Source organism: Phenylobacterium sp. (assembly GCF_036263695.1).
Taxonomy (GTDB): domain Bacteria; phylum Pseudomonadota; class Alphaproteobacteria; order Caulobacterales; family Caulobacteraceae; genus Phenylobacterium.
This window is the reverse complement of the sequence record NZ_DATAGM010000227.1, coordinates 1-20,906: the sequence shown is the minus strand read 5'-3', so window position 1 is coordinate 20,906 and position 20,906 is coordinate 1. Positions and strand designations below refer to the sequence as shown.

The window sequence follows — 20,906 nt, the reverse complement described above, 5'->3', positions numbered from 1 at the left end:
TATCCCAACGGTCTGGAGCCGCTGGTCCGCCATGTCCGCGATCTCGGGATGGAGTTCGGGTTGTGGGTGGAGCCGGAGATGGCGAACGCCGCATCCGATCTGCTGCGCGAGCGTCCGGACTGGGTGCTCGGCGAGCCCGGCCGGTTGCAGCCGCTGGGGCGCGGCCAATACGTGCTCGACCTGACGCGTCCCGAGGTGAGCGAGGCGATCTTCCGGCAGCTGGACCGGCTGCTTCGAGACCACGCCATCAGCTATCTCAAGTGGGACATGAACCGCGAACTGACCCATCCGGCGAGCGGCGGCCGCCCGGCGAGCCGCAATCAGGTCCTCGCTGCCTACCGGCTGATCGACCGGGTGCGGGCGGCCCATCCCGCCGTGGAGATCGAGTCATGCGCGTCGGGCGGAGCGCGCGCCGACTATGAGATCCTGAGGCGTACCGACCGGATCTGGACCTCGGACTGCAACGATCCGCTGGAGCGGCAGTCCATCCAGCGGGCGTTCTCCATCTTCTTCCCGCCCGAGGTGATGGGGGCCCACGTCGGCCCGGCGGACAGCCACACGACGGCGCGGCGTGCGCACATCGACCTGCGGTGCTTCACGGCGCTTTTCGGGCACATGGGCGTGGAGGCCGACGTGCGCCGGTTCGCCCCTGATGAGCTCGAGGCGCTGCGGGAAGCGATCGCGCTCCACAAGTCGCTGCGGCCCTTGCTGCACGCCGGGCGGCTCGTGCGGCAGGAGGCGCCGGACGCCGCGATCGCCTTCGCCGTTGTCGGTGAGGCCGAGGCGCTCGTCAGCCTGGCGCAGGTGGGGACCCCCGAAGCGGCCGGCGCCGCGCCGCTGCGCGTCCAGGGGCTGGCGCCCGATGTCATGTACGAGGTCAGATTGCTCAACCCGCCCGGCCGTCCCCAGACATCCATGAAAGTCGTCCCCGCCGTGGCTCGGGGAGAGCCGATCACCGCGACCGGCCGGCTGATGGCCCAGGCCGGGCTGCCCACCCCGGTCCTGCGGGCCGGGGAGATCGCCGTCTACCACCTGCGGGCGCTGGCGGCATGAAGCTGGGCGTCTGCTACTACCCTGAACACTGGCCCGAGGCGGCTTGGCCCGAGGACGCCGCGCGCATGGTCGAGCTGGGCATCTCCTGGGTACGCATCGCCGAGTTCGCCTGGAGCCGCATCGAACCGGAGCCGGGCCGCTTCGACTGGGACTGGATGGACCGCGCCGTCGACACGCTGGCGGCGGCGGGTCTCAGGATCGTCATGTGCACGCCGACGGCCACGCCGCCCAAGTGGCTGGTGGACCGGCATCCCGACATGCTGGCGGTCGACGCCGAGGGGCGGCCGCGCGGCTTCGGCTCGCGGCGGCACTATTGCTTCTCCAGCGAGGCCTACCGCGCCGAGTGCGCGCGGATCACGGAGGCGGTCGCCCGCCGCTATGGGCGCCACCCGGCCGTGCAGGCCTGGCAGACGGACAACGAGTTCGGCTGCCACGACACCACGATCAGCTACTCGGCGGGCGCCGCGCAGCGCTTCCGGGCCTGGCTCGGCCGGAAGTACCAGTCGCCCGAAGCGCTGAACCGCGCATGGGGTGCCGTATTCTGGTCGCAGGAGTATGGCGCCTTCGATGAGGTTGAGCCTCCAAACCTGACGGTCACGGAGGCCAACCCCAGCCACCGGCTCGACTACAACCGGTTCGCCTCGGAGGAGGTGGCCAGCTTCAACCGGCTGCAGGTCGACATCATCCGGCGTTTCGCGCCGGGGCGCGACGTGACCCACAACTTCATGGGCTTCTACACCGAGTTCGACCACTTCGCGGTCGGCCGCGACCTCGACCTGGCCAGCTGGGACTCCTATCCGCTAGGCTTCCTGGAGCAGTTCTGGTTCTCCGAGGCTGAGAAGCAGCGGTACCTGCGCCAGGGGCATCCGGACATCGCCGCCTTCCACCACGACCTCTATCGCGGGGTCGGCGAGGGCCGGTGGTGGGTGATGGAGCAGCAACCGGGGCCGGTGAACTGGGCGCGGTACAATCCGGCGCCCTTGCCCGGGATGGTGCGGGCCTGGACTTGGGAGGCCTTCGCGCACGGCGCGGAGGTGGTCTCCTACTTCCGCTGGCGCCAGGCGCCTTTCGCGCAGGAGCAGATGCACGCCGGGCTCAACCGTCCCGACCGGGTGCTCGATCAGGGCGGGGTCGAAGCCGCTCAGGTCGCGCAAGAACTCGGGCGGCTCGGCGATCTCGGCCCCTGCCGCCGTGCGTCCGTCGCGCTGGTCTTCAGCTACGAAGCCGACTGGCAGTTCGGGATCCAGCCGCACGCCCAGGGCTTCCGTTGGCTGCGCCTGGCCTTCGAGGTCTACTCGGCGCTGCGCCGGCAGGGCGTTGACATTGACATCGTGCCGCCAGATGCGGACTTCGCCGGCTACAGCCTCGTCGTCGCGCCGTCGCTGCCGACGCTGTCGGAAGAGGTCGTGGCGGCGCTGTCCGCCTCCGGCGCGATGGTCCTCTTGGGGCCGCGGAGCGGTTCGCGAACCCCTGAGGGTCATATCCCCGCCAATCTCGCGCCCGGACCGCTGCAGGCCAAGATGCCGTTCAAGGTGACCAGGATCGAAAGCCTGAGGCCCGGAGCCGGACCTGCGGTCGTCCTGGGCGAGGAGCGGCTTGCCGGCCGCCTGTGGCAGGAGCGGATAGAGACGGCCCTGCAGCCCCTGGCGCGCTTCGACGACGGCGCTCCCGCCTGGCTGGCGCACCAGGGCTGGCACTATCTGGCGACCTGGCCGGAAGCGGACCTGCTCGACCGGGTGGTGTCGCGGGTTCTCGCAGACGCAGGCCTGACCGTGGCGCCGCTGGAGGAAGGTGTGCGCACACGCAGCCGTGATGGCGTACGGTTCGCCGTGAACTATGCGCCGGAGCCGCGTCGCACCCCCGCGCCGAGGGGCGCGCGGTTCCTGTTGGGCGGTCCGGAACTCGGAGCGGCCGGCGTCGCAGCGTGGGTGGAGTAGAAGGCATGAGCACCTCCTTGCCGAAGAGGCGCACGCGGCTGCCGCCGGAGGCCAGGCGCGAGCAGATCCTCGACGAGGCGGCCCGGGTCATCCTAGAAGAAGGGCTGACGGCGGTCAGCATGGAGCGGCTGGCGCGGGAAGTCGGAATCAGCAAGGGCCTGGTCTACAACTACTTCTCTGACCGGGACGCGCTGCTGGCCGCCCTGCTGCTTCGCGAGCAGACCGAGTTGCGCGACCGCGGCATGGCAAGCGCACTGCAGGCGCGAAGCTTCGCCGAGCTGATCCGGCAGACCACGCGCCTGTATCTGGAGCAGACCCGCGACCGCGGGGCCCTCATCGCAGCCCTACTGTCTGATCCGTCGGTCGGCCGGCTGATGGAAGAGGAGAGCCGGGCGGACCGAGATCGCACCTTCCGCTACTTCGTCCGCGCTAGCCGGCGCGAGTACGACCTGCCGCTCGATCGCGCGATCGCGGCGGTCGACATGCTGATGGCGGTCACCGACCAGGCCGGCAAGCTCGTCGCCAGGGGTGAGCTCGGCGTCGACGCCGCCACGGAGATGTGCGTCGAGCTCATCACCGGAGCGCTGGAGAAGCTGGCGCGAAGCGCGGTCCGCTGAATGCTTCCCCAGCGCACCTTCAGATGCTGATCCTGCGACCCTGCCAATAAGGCGCACGAACCGCGGCCCGCTGGATCTTGCCGCTGGCCAGGCGCGGAAGCTCTGCGGCGAAGTCGATCGCCCGGGGGCGCTTGTAGCCGGACAGGCGCTCGCGGACGAAGGCCAGGATCTCCTCGGCAAGTTCGGGGGAGGGACTGACGCCCGCGCGCAGCTCGACCACCGAGCGGACCTCCTCGCCCCATTCGTCGTTGGGCGCGCCGATGGTGCATACGTCCGCCACGGCGGGGTGCAGCCCGACGACATTGTCGATCTCCTGCGGATAGATGTTCACGCCGCCGGAGATGATCAGCTCGGCCGTGCGGCCCGTCAGGAACAGGTAGCCGTCCTCGTCGAGGTAGCCCATGTCGCCGAGGGTGAAGTGGTCGCCTTCGAACAGGCCGTCGGTCTTCTGCGGGTCCTTGTAGTAGCTGAAGCGCGCGCCGGGCTCAGCGCGCAGATAGACCTTGCCGACGGCGCCGGGCGGGCAGGGCGTTCCGCTCTCGTCCAGGACCCGCGCGCCGAAGCTCGGATCCAGGCGGCCGACGCTGCCCGGCTTGCGCAGCCACTCGTCGGAGGTGATGACGAAGCCGCCGCTGCCTTCGGTCGCGGCGTAGTATTCCGTCAGCACGGGACCTAGCCACTCGATCATGGCGCGCTTGGTCTCCACCGGGCAGGGCGCTGCGCCGTGGATGACCATCTTCAGCGAGGAGACGTCGTAGCGGTCGCGCACCGCCTGCGGCAGCTGCAGGAGCCGCTGGAACATGGTGGGCACCATGTGGGTGTGGGTGACCCGGTGCTGGGCGATCAACCGTAGCGCGTCTTCCGGATCGAACTTCTCCATCATCACGACGGGAACACCGGACGCGAGGGGCCAGCGGACGTCCATCAGCAGCGGCGCAGCATGGTAGGCGGGGCCGCAGCACAGCGCGACGTCGTGCTCGGGATCGTAGGCGGCGTAGGTGCCCGGGCCCTGCGGCAGGACCGGCTCCGGCGCACGCTTGTACACGCCCTTGGGCCGCCCGGTGGTGCCGGACGTGTAGAGCATCAGCGTGCCATGCTCCGGGGCCGCAGGATCGGCCGCAGAGGCGGCGGAGAGCGCCGTCTCATAATCTGCGAAACCCTCCGCAGATCCGCCGGCCATCAGCCGCAGGACCAGCGGCGCAGGCGCACACGCCAGCGCGGAGTCCTTGGACTTGCCCTTCGCGATCAGGGCGCGGGCATCGCAGTTCTCGACGATGTAGGCCGCCTCGGCCGGGGCGAGCCGCCAGTTCACCGGCGTCAGCCGAAGACCGCTCCGCATGGCGGCCAGGTAGCTTTCGACGAACACGGGGCCGTTGCCGCAGATGATCGCCACCCCGTCACCCGGCTGCAGACCGCACTTGCGGAACACGTCCGCTAGCCGGTTAGCCCGCTCATGCAGCTCGCCGAAGGTCCGATCCCCCCCGGAGAAGTGCAACGCCATCTTGTCGGGCCTCTGCTCGGCCCAGAGGGCGCTGACCATTCCCTGTTCGGCGAGCGCTGCGGCGCGGTCCATGAGGGTCTCCACTATTGACGGTCAGTGCAATTGCACTTGACGCCCGGCAGGGCTTCGCTCTAGCTATTGACGGTTCGTATAATAAACAGATCGGTCGGGAAAGGGCTTTGTCGCCCGCCAGGCCTCGGGGAAAAAGCACATGAAGAGCCGCCTTGCCGCATTCGCGGCGACCTCGTGTCTCGCGCTCAACTGGGGTTCTGTGGCGCAAGCCCAGGCGACTACCGAACTCGAGGAGGTGGTGGTCACCGCGCAGAAGCGCGAGGAGAGCCTGCAGGACGTCGCCATCGCGGTGAGCGCCTTTTCCGGGGAGGCGCTGGAGCGGGCGCAGATCGAGAACCCTCAGGACATCCAGTTCTCGATCCCCAACGCGGTGCTAGTCGGCAATGACCGGTTCACCCTTCGCGGCATCGGCAACAACGCCATCTCCTCAACCGCGGACAACGGCACCCAGACCTTCTTCAACGGCGCGACGGTAGGGCTGACGCCGCAGGACGAATTTTACGATGTCGAGCGCATCGAGGTGCTGCGCGGGCCGCAAGGGACGCTCTATGGCCGCAACACCACCGGCGGCGCCGTGAACATCATCACCCGGCGGCCGACAAGCGGGTTCGAGGGCTACATCTTCGCCCAAGCCGGCAACTTCGAGAGCTTGAAGCTGCAGGGCGCGATCAATCTGCCGCTCGGGGACAGGCTGCGCCAGCGGTTCGCCGGCTACTGGTTCGAGCGCGACGGCTATACCGAGAACCTGGCCACCGGGAACCGCATCGACGGGCGGCGCCAGTTCGGCGTGAGGTCGACGACGGAGGCCGACCTGCCGTGGCAGGTCACCGGCGCGCTGACGCTGCAGTACTTCGAGGAGGACTCCAGCCGCGCGCGGGAGACCAAGCGCCTGTGCAAGGCCGACCCGGTGCTGGGCTGTTCGCCCAACGAGCTCGGCTTCGATTCGCCGAACACCTCGCCGGTGATCCTGCAGTCGCTGCTGCGCACGCCGATCTTCGCCGGCATCTACCCGCCCGGCGCAGACATCTACGCCGGCGCGCCGAACCCGAGGAACCTGCGCCAAGTGGCGGCGGACTACGATCCGCAGACCACCGGCGAGAACTTCATCGGCACGCTAGAGCTGACGAAGGATATCGGGACCCTGTCGTTCACCTCCCTCACCAGCTACTCGGAGGGCAAGAGCCGGGCGAGCACCGACTGGGACAACGCCGACCTGCCGTTCCGCTTCCTGCGGCCGATCACCTACCAGCTTGGCCCGAACCGCCAGGTGACCACCGACCGACTGCTCACCGTAGACCTGTTCACCGCCCGCAGCCGGACCTGGTCACAGGAGCTGCGCGTGAGCTCCGACAACGAAGGCATGTTCAACTTCACGGCCGGCGCCTTCCTGTTCGACAGCAAGGGCCGCTCGCGCTTCGAGATTTGGCACCCGACGATCGAGCTCTTCACCCGGGGCGTCGGCCTGCCCGCCGCCTCGCAGCGGGTGGACAATGACACGCCCTACTCGCGCACCAAGGCCTGGGCGCTGTTCGGCGAGGGCTACCTGCAGTTCACCGACACGACCAAGCTCACCGTCGGCGTGCGCTACACGGACGAGGAGAAGGCGATCCGCACCCGCAGCATCGTGCTGGTCGCGCCGACGCCCTACATCGTTGGCGAGCGGGACTGGCAGGAGTGGACGGGCAAGGTCGCCCTCGACCACGAGATGGAGCTGGGGTTCACCGACCAGACCCTGCTCTATGGCTCGGTCGCCCGCGGCTACAAGGGCGGCGGCCTGAACCCCGGCAACGCCGTCGATCCCGACTTCGAGCCCGAGACGGTGACGGCCTACGAGGTCGGCGCGAAGAACCAGCTGCTGGGCCGCGCCCTGCAGGCGAACCTCGCGGCCTTCTACTACGACTACAAGGGCCTCCAGCTTGGGCAGCGGATCGGCGGGAACGCGGTCACCGCCAACGCGGACGCAGAAATCTGGGGGCTTGAGGGCGAGTTCCTTTGGGCGCCCTCCGACAGCTGGCTATTCGACGCGAACCTCTCCTACCTCTCGACGGAGATCGGGCAGTTCCTGACGATCGACGCGGCGAACCCGGCCCAGAGCCTCACCACCAGGGCGCCGGCCGTGCCGGTGAACCTGGCCGGCAACGAGCTCCCCTACGCGCCGGGCTACAAGGTGAAGGTCGGCGGCCAGTACAGCCTGCCGGTCGCTGGCTGGACGGCCACTCTCCGCGCCGACGTGACATGGCAAGACGGCTTCTATGCACGGGAATTCAACACGCCGAACGATCGCATCGACGGCTGGGCGCTCGCCGACCTGCAGTTGAGGCTCGTCCGGCCTGACAAGCGGCTGGAGCTGCAGGCCTACGTCAAGAACGTGACGGACGAGGACAACATCGTCTCCTCCATCATCGAAGACGCACTGATCGGCAGCTATCGCAACGTCCGCCTGCTGGAGCCTCGCACGTTTGGAGCGTCGATCCTCGCGCGGTTCTGAGCCCCAGGGGACGAATCATCGACTGCAACTCTTTTGGGAGCGCGCTGTTCACATCCGCGGCGGCCGTTCCCGTCCCGAAGTCGACCGCCGTCAGAGCGCCTCGACCCGTTCGCGGGTCGGGGCGTCCTTGGAGCTCCGCGACAGCGACCTGAATCTCGCTGTCCTGGCTCGTGAAACGAGCGGGCTACCTACGCGAGCGCCGCGCGTGAGAGTCGCCGTGCTCGTCGGCCACGCGCGCACGATCTCTGCGGCTAGAGCGGCCCCGGCGATCCAAGCTCAGCAAGATTGCGAGTGACGATGCTTTCGGCCGCGTCAATCAGGTGCGCCGCCGCAGCGACATCGCCCGCGAGGTCAGCGACCACTCGATCACCGTACTCGTCCAGTATAGCGCGCAGCCGTTGGCACAGGTCGAGCGTCGCCTCGCCGTCGGCGCGTACCCGGCGCTGCGCGCGCGGGTCGTGCGGCGCGGCCAGAAGGTCCGGAAAGTCTTCACAATGCTCCTGTGCTCCGGCGGCCGCCTGGAGCGCCAGGTTCTCGGCGGCGTCGGCGATAGATGTCAGCTGGACATCCTTAGAGCGCCGCCCCGAGATACGCAGCGCCTTGGACGCGCACGCGGCTCCTAAAGCCACGGCAACGGCCGCAGCCGCCCCCGCGCCCGGTGCAGGACGATCAGCCGCGACGGCGCTCAGAAGATCATCAAGAGAAGCGCTCGAGATTTCCATACGCGGCCGACGCTGGTCCGTTCGCTCGTCAAGGAGCTTGAGCGGTAGGGCGGGTCAGAGGTTCCGCCGGATCTGGCGCCCACGGGCGGCTGTTCGCCGAAATCCGGCCCGAACGCATCGAACTCGCGCAGGCTGCCTGGAGTCGGAATTTGGCGCGCGAGGTAAGGACCGCGCGCAACCTTTAGCTGCCGCTCAGCGCGGCAGGTGAGGGGGCTTGGCGCCGGCTCTTCCCCGATACATCTGCTTCAGGGAGCGACCCATCATCCGCTGCTGACGCGATCCAGATGCTGTTGATTGGGGCTGGCTGCGGCTGAACCTGAGGATGAGCCAGCATCAAAGATACGAGACCGAGAAGCCCCACCAAGGCGCGGTGTCGTACCGGCCCTCGCAGGATCGCCGGTGCACCGGCGAAAATGTGGAGATGCCGGCCGTGGCTGACGGCGAGACGTCTAGCCGATGTCATCACCCGAGTCGACGGGCTGCCTGTCCAGTACGGCTCTCACCTTGGCGGCGAGATCCGCGATGCTGAACGGCTTTGGTAGAAACTCGACCCCTGGCTCCAGAACCCCGTTATGAACAACCGCATTGCGAGTATAGCCTGTGGTGTACAGCACCTTCATGCCGAGCCTGGGAGCCCGCGCCTGCAAACGCTCGGCCAGCTGGCGCCCGCTCATTCCAGGCATGACCACGTCGGTGAATAGAAGGTCGAGGCGCGCCAAGGATTCGACAACCCGAAGAGCCTCGTCCGGCCCCGAGGCTTCGTAGACCACGTAGCCAAGTTCCTTAAGAGCATCGACGCTCACCTGTCGGACACGTTCTTCGTCTTCGACGACCAGCACCACCTCGGTCCCTCCCGCCTCAGGCGAGCGGGCGCTGCCGCTGACGGCTGACTGATCCTCGACGAGGCCGCCATTGCGCGGCAGGTAGATCTTCATGGAGGTGCCCACGCCGACCTCGGAGTAGATCGAGACGTGCCCACCGGACTGCTTGACGAAGCCGTAGACCATTGAAAGGCCGAGGCCAGTGCCCTTGCCGACGGGCTTGGTCGTGAAGAACGGATCAAAGACACGCTCCACGACATCCGGTGGCATGCCCATTCCCTTGTCCGTCACGGCGACCATGACGTACTGGCCCGGCTCCAGACCCAGATAGTTTCTCGCATAGGCTTCATCGAGGTGCGTGTTCGCGGTCTCGATCGTGAGTTCGCCGCCTTCTGGCATGGCGTCACGCGCGTTAACCGCCAGGTTCAAGATGGCGCTCTCCAGCTGGTGAGGATCGGCGTTCACCGGCCACAGGCCCCCGGCGAGAACCGTCTCCAGCCTGATCGTCTCGCCGAGCGTCCGACGAAGCATCTCGGACATGTCGCCGACAAGGCGGTTGACGTTGAGCACACGGGGGGAGAGCGGCTGTTGGCGAGAGAACGCGAGCAGCCGCTGCGTCAGGGTGGCCGCGCGGCTCGCCCCCTCGCGGGCGCTGTCCAGATATCGCTCGACGCCGGCCTCCCCGCGATCGAGGCGTCGCCGAGCCAAGTCCAGGCTACCTATGACGATCGCCAGCATATTGTTGAAGTCGTGGGCGATGCCGCCGGTCAGTTGGCCGACCGCCTCCATCTTCTGCGCTTGACGCAGGGCTTGCTCGGTTCGTTGCAGCGCTTCGGCCGCCGCCTTCTCTTCTGTGACGTCACGGGCGACGGCGTGGATCGATCCCGCTTCCGGGACAGCCGTCCAGCTCAGCCACCGATAGGTACCGTCCTTATGCCGGTATCGGTTCTCGAACCGGAACGTGGTGACGCCATCCGCGAGTTTCCCCACTTCGTTGAGCGTAGACTGCACGTCGTCAGGATGTACCAGGTCGAGGAACTTCCGGCCGTGCAGTTCTTCCGGCTGGTAGCCGAGGTGTCGTGTCCAAGCAGGGTTCACGGCCTGGATGGCCGCTTCGAAGTCTGCGACCAACATCAGCTCGGTCGAGATGCGCCACATCCGGTCCCGCTCGGCCGTGCGCGCCGCCACCTCTGCTTCCAAGCTCTGGTTCAGGGCTGTCAGGGCGAGTTCCGCCTGCTTGCGGTCAGTGATGTCCAACACGACCCCGATGACGCCCGCCGGCTTCCCATCCGGGCTCACCAGGAATTCCGCGCGGGCCGCAAGCCAGCGCACCTCATCGTTGGGCCACAGATGGCGGTACTCGAACTCGAGATACCGCTCACCGGAGAGCTGGGCGGCCTCCGCCAATCCTTGGAGCCGCTCCAGCTCTCCTGGGTAGTAGCGGGCGTGGATCTCCGGCAGCGTCGGCCGAGCCTCTTCCGGCAACCCGAGCACCCTGTTGAGCTGCGGCGCGTGCGTCACCTCGCCCTCGGGCGTGATTTCCCACACCGCCATCCGCCCCGCCTCGACCGCGAGCTTGAGCCGGGCCTCTGAGGCGCGGAGGGCCGCTTGCGTTTCGCGCGCTTCGGTCACGTCCTCCATCGTCCCGACGTAGCGGACTGCAGTCAGCTGACCGCCGCGAGGCTCGAACACCGCCTCGCCGTGAGCGCGGACCCAGCGTGCCCCTTCGGGCGTGATCACCCGATACTCATAGGCGGACACGTCCCTTACGTCCGGGTCGGTCGCTCTGGCGAACTGAGCTTGCACTTCGCCGCTGTCCTCTGGGTGCATAGCGGTGCTGAGCATCGCCTGGGTGACTGCCCCCTCTTGCGGAAACCCCCAGATCTCCCGGGCGCGGGGCGAGAATTCGATCTCCCCGCTATCCAGCCGCCAATCCCAAATCCCCAACTTGGCGGCCCGAGTCGCCAGGTCCAGCCGCGCCTGTTGGGTGCGCAGCGCCTCCTCAGCGCGTGCGCGCTCGATGAGTTCGCGGCTTCGCTCCGCAACCTCCTCCATCAGGACGATTTCCGCCGAGGTCCACCGACGAGGCGCTTGCTGGTTGAGATAGACGATGGTGCGAAGCCGGCCCGCCTTGAAAAGCGGCGTCACCAGCACGGCCCGAGTGTCGACCTCTTCGGAGGTCTTCTGTGACGAAGGATCCGCCGTCAGAGGGTGAGATCGGACATCATCCATCGCGACAGTCAGGCCGGCCCTGAGGCGGTCCATCACCTTCGCGCCGAACGCGCTCGCAGGGTATTCGCCCAGCAGCGGCGGGACCAAACCGTCGGTCCAGCAGACTTCGTAAGTGACGAGGTCCTCGGCCTCTTCCACGTGGCCGAAGCCGACCCGGTTGACGCCGAACCACTCGCCCAGGAATGCGCAAATCGCCTGGAGCACCTCGGAAGTGTCGCTGTCACGGCGCAGAAGGTCGGTGAGGTTGAGAAGGAAGCGCCCCCGCTGCTCTGCTTCATAGGCGCTCGTCGAGGCAAGCTCTTCGGAAGTGCGATCGCGCAGGACCTTTAGGAAACCCAGATGCTGGCCAGATGCGGGATCCTTGAGCGGCGTCGTCACGCCCGACGAGAAGACGCGCTGGCCATCCTTGCGAACTCGCCAACGCTCGTGCTGGCAGCGCCCACTTCGCTGGGCGACCTCGAATTCGAGGAGCCCCGTCCCTGCGGCCTGATCTTCAGGAGTGTGGATCAGCGTGACGAGCTCGCCCACAATGTCGGCCGCCGTCCAGCCGAAGATGGCCTCAGCGCCGGGGTTCCAGCTGGTGACCCGGCCCTGCAGGTCCGTGGTGATGATCGCAAAGTCCGTCGCACTCTCGATGATCTGCCGTGCGATCCGGTCGAGTTCGGAATGAGCGTTTCCGTCCGATGTCAATCAGTCAGCCTCATCTAGTCACCTATCGAGTACACGCTAAGGCCATGGTTCGAGTCGGTGGGTAGTCTCGCGGCCGAGTCGCTGGTGACCTGCGCCGCTCTCGTTACGGGGTTTGGGCAAGACAGCTGGTGACACGCGCTGTTGCTGAGATGGCTCCGCGCTGTATCACGGCCTAGGTGTCGCCAACAGCATCGAAGCGCGTCGGCATGCGGACGACGCAACCGGCTGCCGCCGAGCCGGCGTTCCTGGTACTCTCACGGGTCGACCCTTCTGCCGTGGCAATCCACCGCGAACAGTCGCGTTGCCCCCAGGAAGACGACGATGCGCTCGCACCCGTCGTGCTCCTTCAGCAGCTCAGGAATGCGGGTGAGCGTCTCTGGAGCTCGTTTCACGTCGACCGTTTGAACCGCAACGGGATCGCCCGGAAAGAAGACCTTCAGATAGTACACTGCTGTCGTTTTCGATTGCCGCGCACTGCCCACCCCTATCGGGAAATACCAATGAGGCGCGATGCGGCGGAACGGCGGTCTACCAGAGGAAACGGCAGCAGCAACTTACCTCAACGCCTCACATACTCATCTCGTGGTTCACGACGTGCACGATCATCAGCCCGGCTCAACCGCCCACCGCGAGGCGGCAACCAAACACGGCTCTCCAGCAGATGCGGCCGCGGCGCGGGCAAGGCGCCGGCATAGCCTAGCGTGCGCAGCGTCCTGAACCTGGCCGGGATCCGACCGGTGGGCCGCACCTTCTTCGGCGGCGTCGGCGCCGCCTCGGAGCGGACGCGCCGGGCGTGGCTGTCCAGCATGCGTCGACTGGGAGCAAGAGCGGCATGAAGACGGCGAAGACCCTCGGCGTCGCGTCCCTGCTGGCCGTCGCGGGTCTGGTCGCCGGACAGGCGTTGCGGCTTAGCGACAAGGCGCGCGCGGACCGGGCCTGGGCCGAGCTCGCCAGGGACGCTCCTGCTCCGGCCAGGTTCGATCCGCGGCAACTGGCGGGGCTGCCGGAGCCGGCGCAGCGCTATTTCCGGTACGCGATCGCGCCCGGCGCCGAACTGCGGACGGTGGCGGAGATCACCATGCAGGGGCGGTTCAGCCTCGGGAGCAAGCCCGAACCGGGTTACATGCCGATGCGGGCGCGTGAGATCCTCGCGCCCCCACGGGGTTTCGTCTGGCTGCCCGCTATCGGCTCGGGCCTGATGACGTTTTCCGGTTCCGACGGGCTGCTCCACGGTCAGGCCTGGACGCGTTTCTGGGCGCTGGGCCTCATCCCCGTCGCCCGGGCCTCGGGAGGCGATGACCTCGCCCGCTCTGCGGCCGCCCGGCTGTTCTCGGAAGCGGCCTTGTGGTCGCCCGCTTCGATGCTCCCGGGACCGCACGTCCGCTGGGAGGCCGTGGACGTCGACACCGCCCGCGTCGTCTTCCAGCGGCCGCGCGAGCCTTACGCGATCGACCTCACCGTCGCCCCGGACGGGCGACCCTTGTCGTTCGTGATGCAGAGGTGGAGCAACGCCAATGCGGACAAGGTCTTCCGTTCGCAACCGTTCGGCGGAACGTTCGCCGCGACGCGGCAGTTCGGCGACTACACCATCCCCAGCCGGGTCTCCGTGGGCAACCACTTCGGTACGGACGCCTACTTTCCATTCTTCGAGGCGACAGTGACCGAGGCGCGCTTCCGGTGAGCCACGCTGCTGTAGGCCTGGCGACTGCCGGCGCGCCCTTTCGGCGACGATCTGCCCTGAGCGTCGCCGCCCGCCGAGTGTGGTATCGGCCGGACTGACATGCCGGACGGCCTCTCCACTGCGCACCTCTATCGGCCGAAGCTCTGGACGGTCCTGAGCGAAGGCTATGGGCGCAAGGACCTCCTGCAGAACGCATCCGCCGGACTCACGGTCGCGGTCGTCGCCCTGCCGCTGTCTATGGCGATTGCGGTCGCCTCGGGCGTCTCACCCGATCGCGGGCTCTATGCTGCGTCGTTGGGGGATTCCTCGTGTCGACGCTGGGGGGCAGCCGCGTCCAGATTGGCGGCCCGGCCGGCGCCTTCATCGTCCTGGTCGCCAGTACGGTGGCGCAGTTCGACGTCGGCGGGCTGCTCACCGCGGTGCTTCTGTCGGGCGCGATGCTCATCCTCCTGGCGCTGCTGCGCGCGGGCGGGCTGGTCCGGCACATTCCGCATGCGGTGACGGTGAGCTTCACCTGCGCTATCGCCGTGACGATCGCCGTGAGCCAGTTGAAGGATCTGGCGGAGGTTCGAGTCCTGCCGGGCCCACCAGCCGCTCCGGGCGGAGCCCTCGACGGCGACATCCGTTTGATGTTCAGGACCACGAAAGGCCCCCGCCGATGACCGACTTCGAGCAAGACACGATTGAGCTGACCACCGAGCAGCTCGAAGAGATGGTGGACGACGCGATCGACGTGCTCGCCCTGGCCCTTCCGGAGGAAGCCGGCGACGAGTACTGGCGCGCCCTGCGGGCCGAGGTCGAGCGGCGGGCGCAGGAGATGCTGGCCGAGGTCGACGACGAGGACGCCGCGGAGCACTGAACCCGCTGCGGGGCGCCACCGTCTCGCCTCGAGCCGCGCAACCTGCCGCCCCGACAACCTTTCCTGCCGTCGCCTGATCGCAACGCGGGCTTCACGCGCGCGACACACGGCTGCTGCAAGACCCGACTCAACGAGCGGGCCGCGTAGCAGAGCCCCGCGGAAAGGGTGTCGGATGGGGGCTGCAGGCAAGGTCCTCGGCGCGGCCGCTCTCGCATTGTGCGTCACGGCGTGCGGCGGCGGCGAGCGCCAGGGCGCGACGGCCGGCGGGGACTGGCGGGCGCAGATGGGCCAGCTGCGGGTCGCCGCGCGCGGGGCCGAGGAGGATCCGGAGGTCGCCAGCCGATGGACGACCCTGCGGGACTACCTGGGCGGGATCACCGGGCTCCCGGTGAAGATCTATGAAAGCGCCGACTACAACGGAACCATCGCGGCCCTCTCGTCCGGCCAGGTGGACGTCGCCTCGATGGCCGGCGGCGGCTACGCCAACGTCGATGCGCAGGTGGGCGAACTGGCCGCGCCCATCCTCACCGTGCGCGAGGCGGAGGGGAACACCGGCTACTACTCGGCGGTGATCGTCAGGGCCGACAGCCCATTCCGCACCATCGCGGACCTGGAGGGCCGGGCGATCGGCTACACCGACCTCAACTCCACCTCCGGCTATCTCTTTCCGCGCGCCAAGATGCGGGAGCAGGGGATCGATCCCGACGCCTTCTTCGGCAGTTCGAGCTTCGCCGGCGGCCACACCCAGGCGGTGATGGCGCTGGAGAACGGCCAGTTCGACGCGGCGGTGGTCAACATGACCGGGGGCGATCCGGTGAACGGCTTCACCTCGGGGCCGCAGTTCACCATGGCCCGCAAGGGCCTGGTGCGGCTGGAGGACTTCCGCATCGTCTGGACGGCGGGGCCGATCCCCAACGCCGCCATCGTGGTCCGCACCGACCGGCCGCAGGCGATGACCGACGTGGTGCGCGGCGCCCTGGCGGCGGTGCCCTACGACCACCCGAAGATTTGGCGCGACATCGGCCAGCCTCACGGCGCCTCATACGCCGCCGTTTCGCGGGCGCACTACCGGGACATCATCGCCTTGCGCGAGGAGGCGATCGCCGAGCGGCGGCGGAGCGGCGGCTCGTCCGGCGGGAGCGGCTCGTGAGGCGGCTGGCGGTGGCGATCCTCTCGCTCGGTCTGTCGGCCCAGTCGGCGCCTGCGCCCAGCTTCCGCATCGCCGTGGAGGGCGGAGAGGGCCCGTGCCGGCCGGTCGGCGAGGACGCCCCCGCCGGCCTGCGCGCCTACGCGGCCCACCTCGCCGCCCGGCTGGAGCGGCCGGTCTGGGCCTGCGGCGCCGCCGACAGGGCGGCCGCCGCCGATGCGCTGGCCCGAGGCGACGTCGACCTCGCCGTCTTGGACGTGGAGAGCTATGAGGCCGCCAAGCCCAAGGTGCGGGCTTTCGCCACTCTGCGGCCCAAGGAGGGGATGAGCCGGGTCCCCGTCGTCGTGTCGACCCGCGCGCAAGGACGCGACCTCGCCGGCCTGAAGGGCGCCGCCATCGTCTTTGGCGGGACGTATCCGGCCGCCTACCAGCTGCCCAAGCAGGCCCTCGCGCACCTGGGCGTCGCACCCGGCCACTTCTCTGGCGAAGTCATCACCGAGGACCATGAGACCGCGGTCGAGGCGCTGCGGGCCGGCCGCGCTGAGGTGATGGTGCTGCACGCCAGCGCCCAGCGGCGGCTGTGCCGGCCGAGCTCCCCGGGCCAGAAGCCCTGCGCCGACCTGACCGAACTCTGGCGCGGACGCCCGCGCGCGGACCTGGCGCTGGCCGTCCGGAGCGACATGCCCGACCTCGACCGGTACCGGCTGCTGGGCGTCCATCTGGCGCTGCACCTGGAGAACCCCCCCGCCTTCGCCTGGGCGGCGGCCTGGGCGCCCCAATCGACGGAGTTCGAGCCGGCCGAAGCCGACGCCCTGGCGATCGCCCGATGAGCGACGCCGTCGCAGAATTCGAGGAACGGCGCCGGCGGCTGCTGAGCCGCCAGCGGCTGCAGGCGCTGGTCGGGACCGCCCTGTTCAGCCTGCTGCTGGCCTACGCCTTCCACCGCAGCGCCTTTTTCGACTCCCACATCGGCGGCGATCCCCTCGGGCGGATCGCCGACTTCCTCCAGCGGATGAATCCGGACCTGCGGGCGGAGGCGCTGTTCGAGGACAAGGAGACGCAGGGCTCTCTCGCCTATTGGTTCTATGGGCTTCCGCGGTGGCTGAAGCTCGCCTGGCAGACCTTCGAGATGGCGGTGCTCGCCACCGTCCTCGGGGCGGCGGCGGGCCTCCTGGCCTCCTTCCTCTGCGCGCGCAACCTGATGCCGATCGCCGCCGTCCGCTTCGCCGTGCGCCGGACGCTGGAGGCGATCCGCACCTTTCCGGACCTGATCCTCGCCCTGATCCTGGTGGCGGCTTTCGGAGTGGGGCCGCTGGCCGGCGTGCTGACGCTGGCGATCTCGACGATGGGCAGCCTGGGGCGGCTGTTCGCCGAGATCAACGAAGAGGTGGACCCGCGCCCTCTGGAGGGGTTGCGCGCCTCGGGCGCGAGCCTTCCGCGGATGATCCGCTACGGGGTGATCCCCCAGGCCCTTCCCAGCTACGCCTCATACCTGCTGATCCGGCTGGAGGGAAACCTGGCCGGCGCGGCGGCCTTGGGCATCGTAGGCGCCGGCGGCATCGGGCTCGAGCTGCAGCACGCCATCCACTACGTCGAGTTCGACACCTACCTAGCCATCCTGTCGATCATCATCGGCATGATCTTCGCCCTCGACCTCATCTCCGAGGCCATTCGGCATCGGCTCATCGGACTGGCGCGGCCGAAGTGACCAAGGCTCTGCAGATCCGGGCGATGGCTGTTGCGCCTCGCGCCATGAGGGGGCGCTGGACGGATCCGCTGCTGCGCTACCTCCTGCTGCTGGCCATACTGGCCGCACTGGTGGCCATGGCGGTCGACCTCGACCTTGCTCCGTCGCGCCTGCTGGCGGGCGTCGACAAGCTTGGCCGCTTCGCCGTGGCGATGTTCCCCCCGTCGGACGGCGGCGACCTGGTGCGGATCCTGCGCTCGCTTGCGGAGACCTTCGCCATGGCGATCGCCGGTACGGTGCTCGCCGTCGTGGCGGCGGCCCCTCTCGGCCTGATCGGGGCAAAGACGGTGATGCCCAACAAGGTGCTGCACTTCGCCTTTCGCCGGTTCCTGGACGTGTTCCGCGGGGTTCCGGTGCTGGTCTGGGCGCTGATCCTGGTCACCGCCTTCGGCCTGGGGCCGTTCGGCGGGGTCATCGCCCTGGCGCTCGCCGACATTCCCACGCTGGCGAAGCTGTTCGCGGAGGCGATCGAGAACGTCGAGGAGGGCCCGGTGGAGGGCGTCCGCTCCGCGGGCCTGCCGCCGATGGCTGCGATCCGCTACGGCCTGGCGCCGCAGGTGGCCCCGGTGTGGGCGAGCCAGTCGCTGTTCTTCCTGGAGGGCAATTTCCGCAACGCCGCCGTCCTGGGCCTCGTCGGCGCCGGCGGCATCGGCTTCGAACTCGAGGAGCGGATCCGCATCTTCGCCTTCGACGAGGTGGCGTTCATCGTCCTGCTCTTCATGGTTTCCGTGGCCGTCCTGGACACCCTCTCCCGCGAGCTGCGCAAGAAGCTCGCGTAGCGGCTGTGTTTGCGGCTCTCGCGGGGGCGGCGGATCACGAGACGCAGGTCGGCGCCGCTCTGGGCGGCAAGCTCCAGGGCGTGTTCGCCGTCGGCGTCCCCGGCGACGACGGACGCCAGGGCCACCTCGCAGCGAGCGGCGCGCAGGGCGACCGCGGCGGCCGCCCCGCCGCCGCCGAGCCGGCCCTCCAGCGCATCGCCCAGCGAGGCGGCCGTCAGCCGCGCGCCGGGCTTCAGCGGCCCGGCCAGCCGCACCGGCCGGTCGAGCGCAACGGCGCCGATCACCAGGAGTCTCACGGCAAGGCTCATGCTCCCCTTCGGCCACGCAGGCATGACACCTCGGCGGGCCGCAACCTCATGGCTCAGCCGACAAATCCCCTGCCTGGCGCGGCAGACCCCCCACCCGGCGTCACGGGCCGGTCACGGGCCGCCGATAGGTTTGCGGAAACCTACCCGGAAGGGATGCGCATGCTCGAACTGCAGGGTCTTCGGAAGCAATTCGGCGAGACGGCGGCGGTGGCTGGGGTCTCGCTCCGGATCGAGCGGGGCGAGGTGGTCGGGATCATCGGCCGCTCAGGGGCGGGCAAGTCGACCCTGCTCAGGATGATCAACCGGCTGACCGATCCCACCGAGGGCAGCATCCTGTGGGACGGCCAGGACGTCACTCGCTTCGGGGGCCGCGAGCTGCGCCGCTGGCGCCGGCGGTGCGCGATGATCTTCCAGCAGTTCAACCTCTGCCCCCGGCTCGACGTGATCACCAACGTGCTGGTGGGCGTGGTCGCCGAGCGGCCGCTGGGCCCCAGCCTTCTGAAGATGTTCCCCGCGTCCGACCGGGCCCGGGCGGTCCTCGAGCTCGACGCCCTCGACATGGCGGCCGCCGCCCTGCAGCGGGCCAGCACCCTCTCTGGCGGCCAGCAGCAGCGGGTCGCCATCGCCCGCGCGATGATGCAGGAGCCGGACATGCTGCTGGCGGACGAGCCGGTGGCCTCCCTGGACCCGGTCAACGCCGAGGTGGTGATGGAGGCCCTGCAGCGGGCCGCCCAGGAGCGGAACATTCCGGTGATCGTCAACCTGCACAGCCTGGACATCGCCCGCCGCTACTGCACCCGGGTGGTCGCCATGGCCAAGGGCGTGGTGGTGTTCGACGGCCCGCCCAGCGAGCTGACGGGCGATTTGGTCGACCGGATCTATGGCGGCCGCGCCCCGCGTCCGGCGCCGCTGGAGCCGTTCAAGGTGGTGGCCGCCGCCTGATGGGACTGCAGCTCACCGCCCGGCCGCTCGCCGCCGGCGAGGTCTATTTCGACCGCTACCGCCCGATCCAGGACGACCTCGGCCAGGTCGACCCCGCGCACCCGGCGATCCATCCGGAGGCCCAGGTGCACGACTGCGTGCTGGGCCCCTGGACGCGGGTCGGCGCGCGGACCAGCCTCTCGGAAGTGGCGATGGGCGCCTTCAGCTACATCGTCAACGACGCCTCGGCGACCTACACCGAGATCGGCAAGTTCTGCTCGATCGCGAGGGACGCGCGGCTAAACCCGGGCAACCACCCGACTTGGAAGGCGGCCCAGCACCACTTCAGCTATCGGGCGCGGTCCTACCAGATGGCCGACGAAGACGACCTGGAGTTCTTCGACTGGCGCCGCTCGCACCGGGTGACGCTCGGCCACGACGTCTGGATCGGCCACGGCGCGACGGTGCTGCCGGGCGTGACGATCGGCACGGGCGCGGTTGTCGGGGCGGGCGCGGTGGTGTCCAAGGACGCGCCGCCCTTCACCATCGTCGGCGGCGTCCCGGCGCGGCCGATCCGGGAGCGGTTCCCGAAGGCCGTGCAGGACGGCATCTTGGCCATCGCCTGGTGGGACTGGGAGCATGATCGACTCAAGGCCGCACTCGAAGACTTCCGCCGGCTCGACGCCGACGCCTTCGTCGAAAAGTACAGCTGAGCTCGGCCTGCTGGTCCTGGTCGTCGGCCCCTCGGGGGTCGGAAAGGACAGCCTGATCGACCGGGCCCGCGCGGCGCTGGCCGGCGACCCGTGCGTCGCCTTCCCGCGGCGCGAAATCACCCGGCCGCAGGACGCCGGCGGCGAGGACCACCGCTTCGTCACCGTCGCCGAGTTCGAGGCGAGGGAGGCGGCCGGCGAATACGCCCTCTCCTGGCGCGCGCACGGCCTCTGCTACGGCGTGCCGGCGGGGCTGAGGAACGACCTGGCCGCCGGCCGTCGCGTGGTGGTCAACGTCTCCAGAGCCGCCGTGCCCATCGCCCAGCGCACCTTCTCCCGCCTGCGCGTCATCTCCATCGGCGCCGACCCGGAGGTCGTCCGCGCCCGCCTGGCCGCCCGCGGCCGCGAGAGCGCGGCGGAGATCGAGCTGCGGCTGGCCAGGGCCGAATCCTTCCTGGTGGCCGGCGAGGACGTGGTCGAGTTGCGCAACGACGGCACGCTTGACGAGGCGGTCGAGGCGTTCGTCGCGGCGATCCGCGCCTAAACCCTTCCTCCCCCGCAAAGGGGGTGGGGGAGGGGGCGAGCCGCCTGCGCGGCCCGACGGAAAAGTGCAGATCAGAG

General features: G+C 69.0%; 17 protein-coding genes and 1 pseudogene. 14 read left to right on the top strand and 4 right to left on the bottom strand.

The annotated features are described in order from the left end of the window. From VHK87_RS09330 to VHK87_RS09320, 3 genes are all read left to right on the top strand, one after another. A partial coding sequence (locus VHK87_RS09330) for a glycoside hydrolase family 36 protein (protein WP_329634626.1) occupies nt 1-1,053 on the top strand: 1,053 nt, incomplete at its 5' end. Further along, nucleotides 1,050-2,990 carry a beta-galactosidase gene (locus VHK87_RS09325; protein WP_329634625.1) on the top strand — a complete coding sequence of 647 codons (1,941 nt, stop codon included), beginning with the start codon at nt 1,050-1,052 and terminating at the stop codon, nt 2,988-2,990. The genes VHK87_RS09330 and VHK87_RS09325, both read left to right, overlap by 4 nt. 5 nt (nt 2,991-2,995) lie before the next feature. Beyond that, nucleotides 2,996-3,607 (top strand): helix-turn-helix domain-containing protein, encoded by a 612-nt coding sequence (locus VHK87_RS09320; protein WP_329634624.1) that lies wholly within the window; start codon nt 2,996-2,998, stop codon nt 3,605-3,607. 19 nt (nt 3,608-3,626) lie between these two features. Here VHK87_RS09320 and VHK87_RS09315 read toward each other — a convergent pair whose 3' ends face one another. Further along, nucleotides 3,627-5,180: an AMP-binding protein gene (locus VHK87_RS09315; protein ID WP_329634623.1), complete on the bottom strand. Its 1,554-nt coding sequence runs from the start codon at nt 5,178-5,180 to the stop codon at nt 3,627-3,629. A 139-nt stretch (nt 5,181-5,319) separates the two neighbouring features. On the opposite strand from VHK87_RS09315, the gene VHK87_RS09310 reads away from it, so the two are divergent. Further along, nucleotides 5,320-7,668: a TonB-dependent receptor gene (locus tag VHK87_RS09310; protein WP_329634622.1), complete on the top strand. Its 2,349-nt coding sequence runs from the start codon at nt 5,320-5,322 to the stop codon at nt 7,666-7,668. Nucleotides 7,669-7,919: 251 nt separating this feature from the next. Here the strand turns inward: VHK87_RS09310 and VHK87_RS09305 are convergent, their stop codons facing one another. The 3 genes from VHK87_RS09305 to VHK87_RS09295 all read right to left on the bottom strand — a co-directional run bounded on the left by VHK87_RS09305 (nt 7,920) and on the right by VHK87_RS09295 (nt 12,582). Beyond that, nucleotides 7,920-8,390, bottom strand: a complete 471-nt coding sequence (locus VHK87_RS09305; RefSeq protein WP_329634621.1) for a cyclodeaminase/cyclohydrolase family protein — start codon at nt 8,388-8,390, stop codon at nt 7,920-7,922. 449 nt (nt 8,391-8,839) lie between these two features. Beyond that, on the bottom strand, nt 8,840-12,133 hold the full coding sequence (locus VHK87_RS09300) for a PAS domain S-box protein (RefSeq protein WP_329634620.1): 3,294 nt from the start codon (nt 12,131-12,133) through the stop codon (nt 8,840-8,842). A gap of 254 nt (nt 12,134-12,387) precedes the next feature. Next, nucleotides 12,388-12,582, bottom strand: a complete 195-nt coding sequence (locus tag VHK87_RS09295; protein ID WP_329634619.1) for a hypothetical protein — start codon at nt 12,580-12,582, stop codon at nt 12,388-12,390. Nucleotides 12,583-12,965: 383 nt separating this feature from the next. Between VHK87_RS09295 and VHK87_RS09290 the strand changes: the two genes are divergently transcribed. From VHK87_RS09290 to phnN, 10 genes and pseudogenes are all read left to right on the top strand, one after another. Further along, entirely contained in the window at nt 12,966-13,814 is an 849-nt protein-coding gene (locus VHK87_RS09290; protein WP_329634618.1) for a DUF6544 family protein, read from the top strand. A gap of 99 nt (nt 13,815-13,913) precedes the next feature. Then, nucleotides 13,914-14,476 (top strand): annotated as a pseudogene (locus VHK87_RS19480) (SulP family inorganic anion transporter). Beyond that, a complete protein-coding gene (locus VHK87_RS09275; RefSeq protein WP_329634616.1) occupies nt 14,473-14,673 on the top strand; it encodes a hypothetical protein in 201 nt (66 codons plus the stop codon). The pseudogene VHK87_RS19480 and the gene VHK87_RS09275 overlap by 4 nt, the downstream one beginning before the upstream one ends. A 172-nt stretch (nt 14,674-14,845) precedes the next feature. Further along, on the top strand, nt 14,846-15,823 hold the full coding sequence (locus VHK87_RS09270; protein WP_329634615.1) for a phosphate/phosphite/phosphonate ABC transporter substrate-binding protein: 978 nt from the start codon (nt 14,846-14,848) through the stop codon (nt 15,821-15,823). Further along, nucleotides 15,820-16,650: a PhnD/SsuA/transferrin family substrate-binding protein gene (locus VHK87_RS09265; RefSeq protein WP_329634614.1), complete on the top strand. Its 831-nt coding sequence runs from the start codon at nt 15,820-15,822 to the stop codon at nt 16,648-16,650. Before VHK87_RS09270 ends, VHK87_RS09265 begins: the two co-directional genes overlap by 4 nt. Beyond that, complete coding sequence (gene phnE / locus VHK87_RS09260) at nt 16,647-17,528, top strand: phosphonate ABC transporter, permease protein PhnE (RefSeq protein WP_329634613.1); 882 nt, start codon at nt 16,647-16,649, stop codon at nt 17,526-17,528. Before VHK87_RS09265 ends, phnE (VHK87_RS09260) begins: the two co-directional genes overlap by 4 nt. After that, nucleotides 17,525-18,346 (top strand): phosphonate ABC transporter, permease protein PhnE, encoded by an 822-nt coding sequence (gene phnE / locus VHK87_RS09255; RefSeq protein ID WP_329634612.1) that lies wholly within the window; start codon nt 17,525-17,527, stop codon nt 18,344-18,346. The genes phnE (VHK87_RS09260) and phnE (VHK87_RS09255) overlap by 4 nt, the downstream gene beginning before the upstream one ends. A 5-nt stretch (nt 18,347-18,351) precedes the next feature. Continuing rightward, entirely contained in the window at nt 18,352-19,596 is a 1,245-nt protein-coding gene (gene phnC / locus VHK87_RS09250) for a phosphonate ABC transporter ATP-binding protein (protein WP_329634611.1), read from the top strand. Continuing rightward, nucleotides 19,596-20,288, top strand: coding sequence for a DapH/DapD/GlmU-related protein (locus tag VHK87_RS09245; protein ID WP_329634610.1), 693 nt, complete (start codon nt 19,596-19,598; stop codon nt 20,286-20,288). The genes phnC and VHK87_RS09245 overlap by 1 nt, the downstream gene beginning before the upstream one ends. Beyond that, on the top strand, nt 20,215-20,829 hold the full coding sequence (gene phnN, locus VHK87_RS09240) for a phosphonate metabolism protein/1,5-bisphosphokinase (PRPP-forming) PhnN (protein WP_329634609.1): 615 nt from the start codon (nt 20,215-20,217) through the stop codon (nt 20,827-20,829). The genes VHK87_RS09245 and phnN overlap by 74 nt, the downstream gene beginning before the upstream one ends. Nucleotides 20,830-20,906: the final 77 nt, after the last annotated feature.

What these genes read in the sequence shown, in the direction of transcription:
- VHK87_RS09305 (WP_329634621.1), bottom strand. Translation starts at nt 8,390, where the DNA reads ATGGAAATCTCGAGCGCTTCTCTTGATGATCTTCTGAGCGCCGTCGCG.
- VHK87_RS09245 (WP_329634610.1), top strand. Translation starts at nt 19,596, where the DNA reads ATGGGACTGCAGCTCACCGCCCGGCCGCTCGCCGCCGGCGAGGTCTAT.
- phnE (WP_329634613.1), top strand. Translation starts at nt 16,647, where the DNA reads ATGAGCGACGCCGTCGCAGAATTCGAGGAACGGCGCCGGCGGCTGCTG.
- phnN (WP_329634609.1), top strand. Translation starts at nt 20,215, where the DNA reads ATGATCGACTCAAGGCCGCACTCGAAGACTTCCGCCGGCTCGACGCCG.
- VHK87_RS09320 (WP_329634624.1), top strand. Translation starts at nt 2,996, where the DNA reads ATGAGCACCTCCTTGCCGAAGAGGCGCACGCGGCTGCCGCCGGAGGCC.
- VHK87_RS09275 (WP_329634616.1), top strand. Translation starts at nt 14,473, where the DNA reads ATGACCGACTTCGAGCAAGACACGATTGAGCTGACCACCGAGCAGCTC.
- VHK87_RS09290 (WP_329634618.1), top strand. Translation starts at nt 12,966, where the DNA reads ATGAAGACGGCGAAGACCCTCGGCGTCGCGTCCCTGCTGGCCGTCGCG.
- VHK87_RS09310 (WP_329634622.1), top strand. Translation starts at nt 5,320, where the DNA reads ATGAAGAGCCGCCTTGCCGCATTCGCGGCGACCTCGTGTCTCGCGCTC.
- VHK87_RS09315 (WP_329634623.1), bottom strand. Translation starts at nt 5,180, where the DNA reads ATGGACCGCGCCGCAGCGCTCGCCGAACAGGGAATGGTCAGCGCCCTC.
- VHK87_RS09325 (WP_329634625.1), top strand. Translation starts at nt 1,050, where the DNA reads ATGAAGCTGGGCGTCTGCTACTACCCTGAACACTGGCCCGAGGCGGCT.
- VHK87_RS09270 (WP_329634615.1), top strand. Translation starts at nt 14,846, where the DNA reads ATGGGGGCTGCAGGCAAGGTCCTCGGCGCGGCCGCTCTCGCATTGTGC.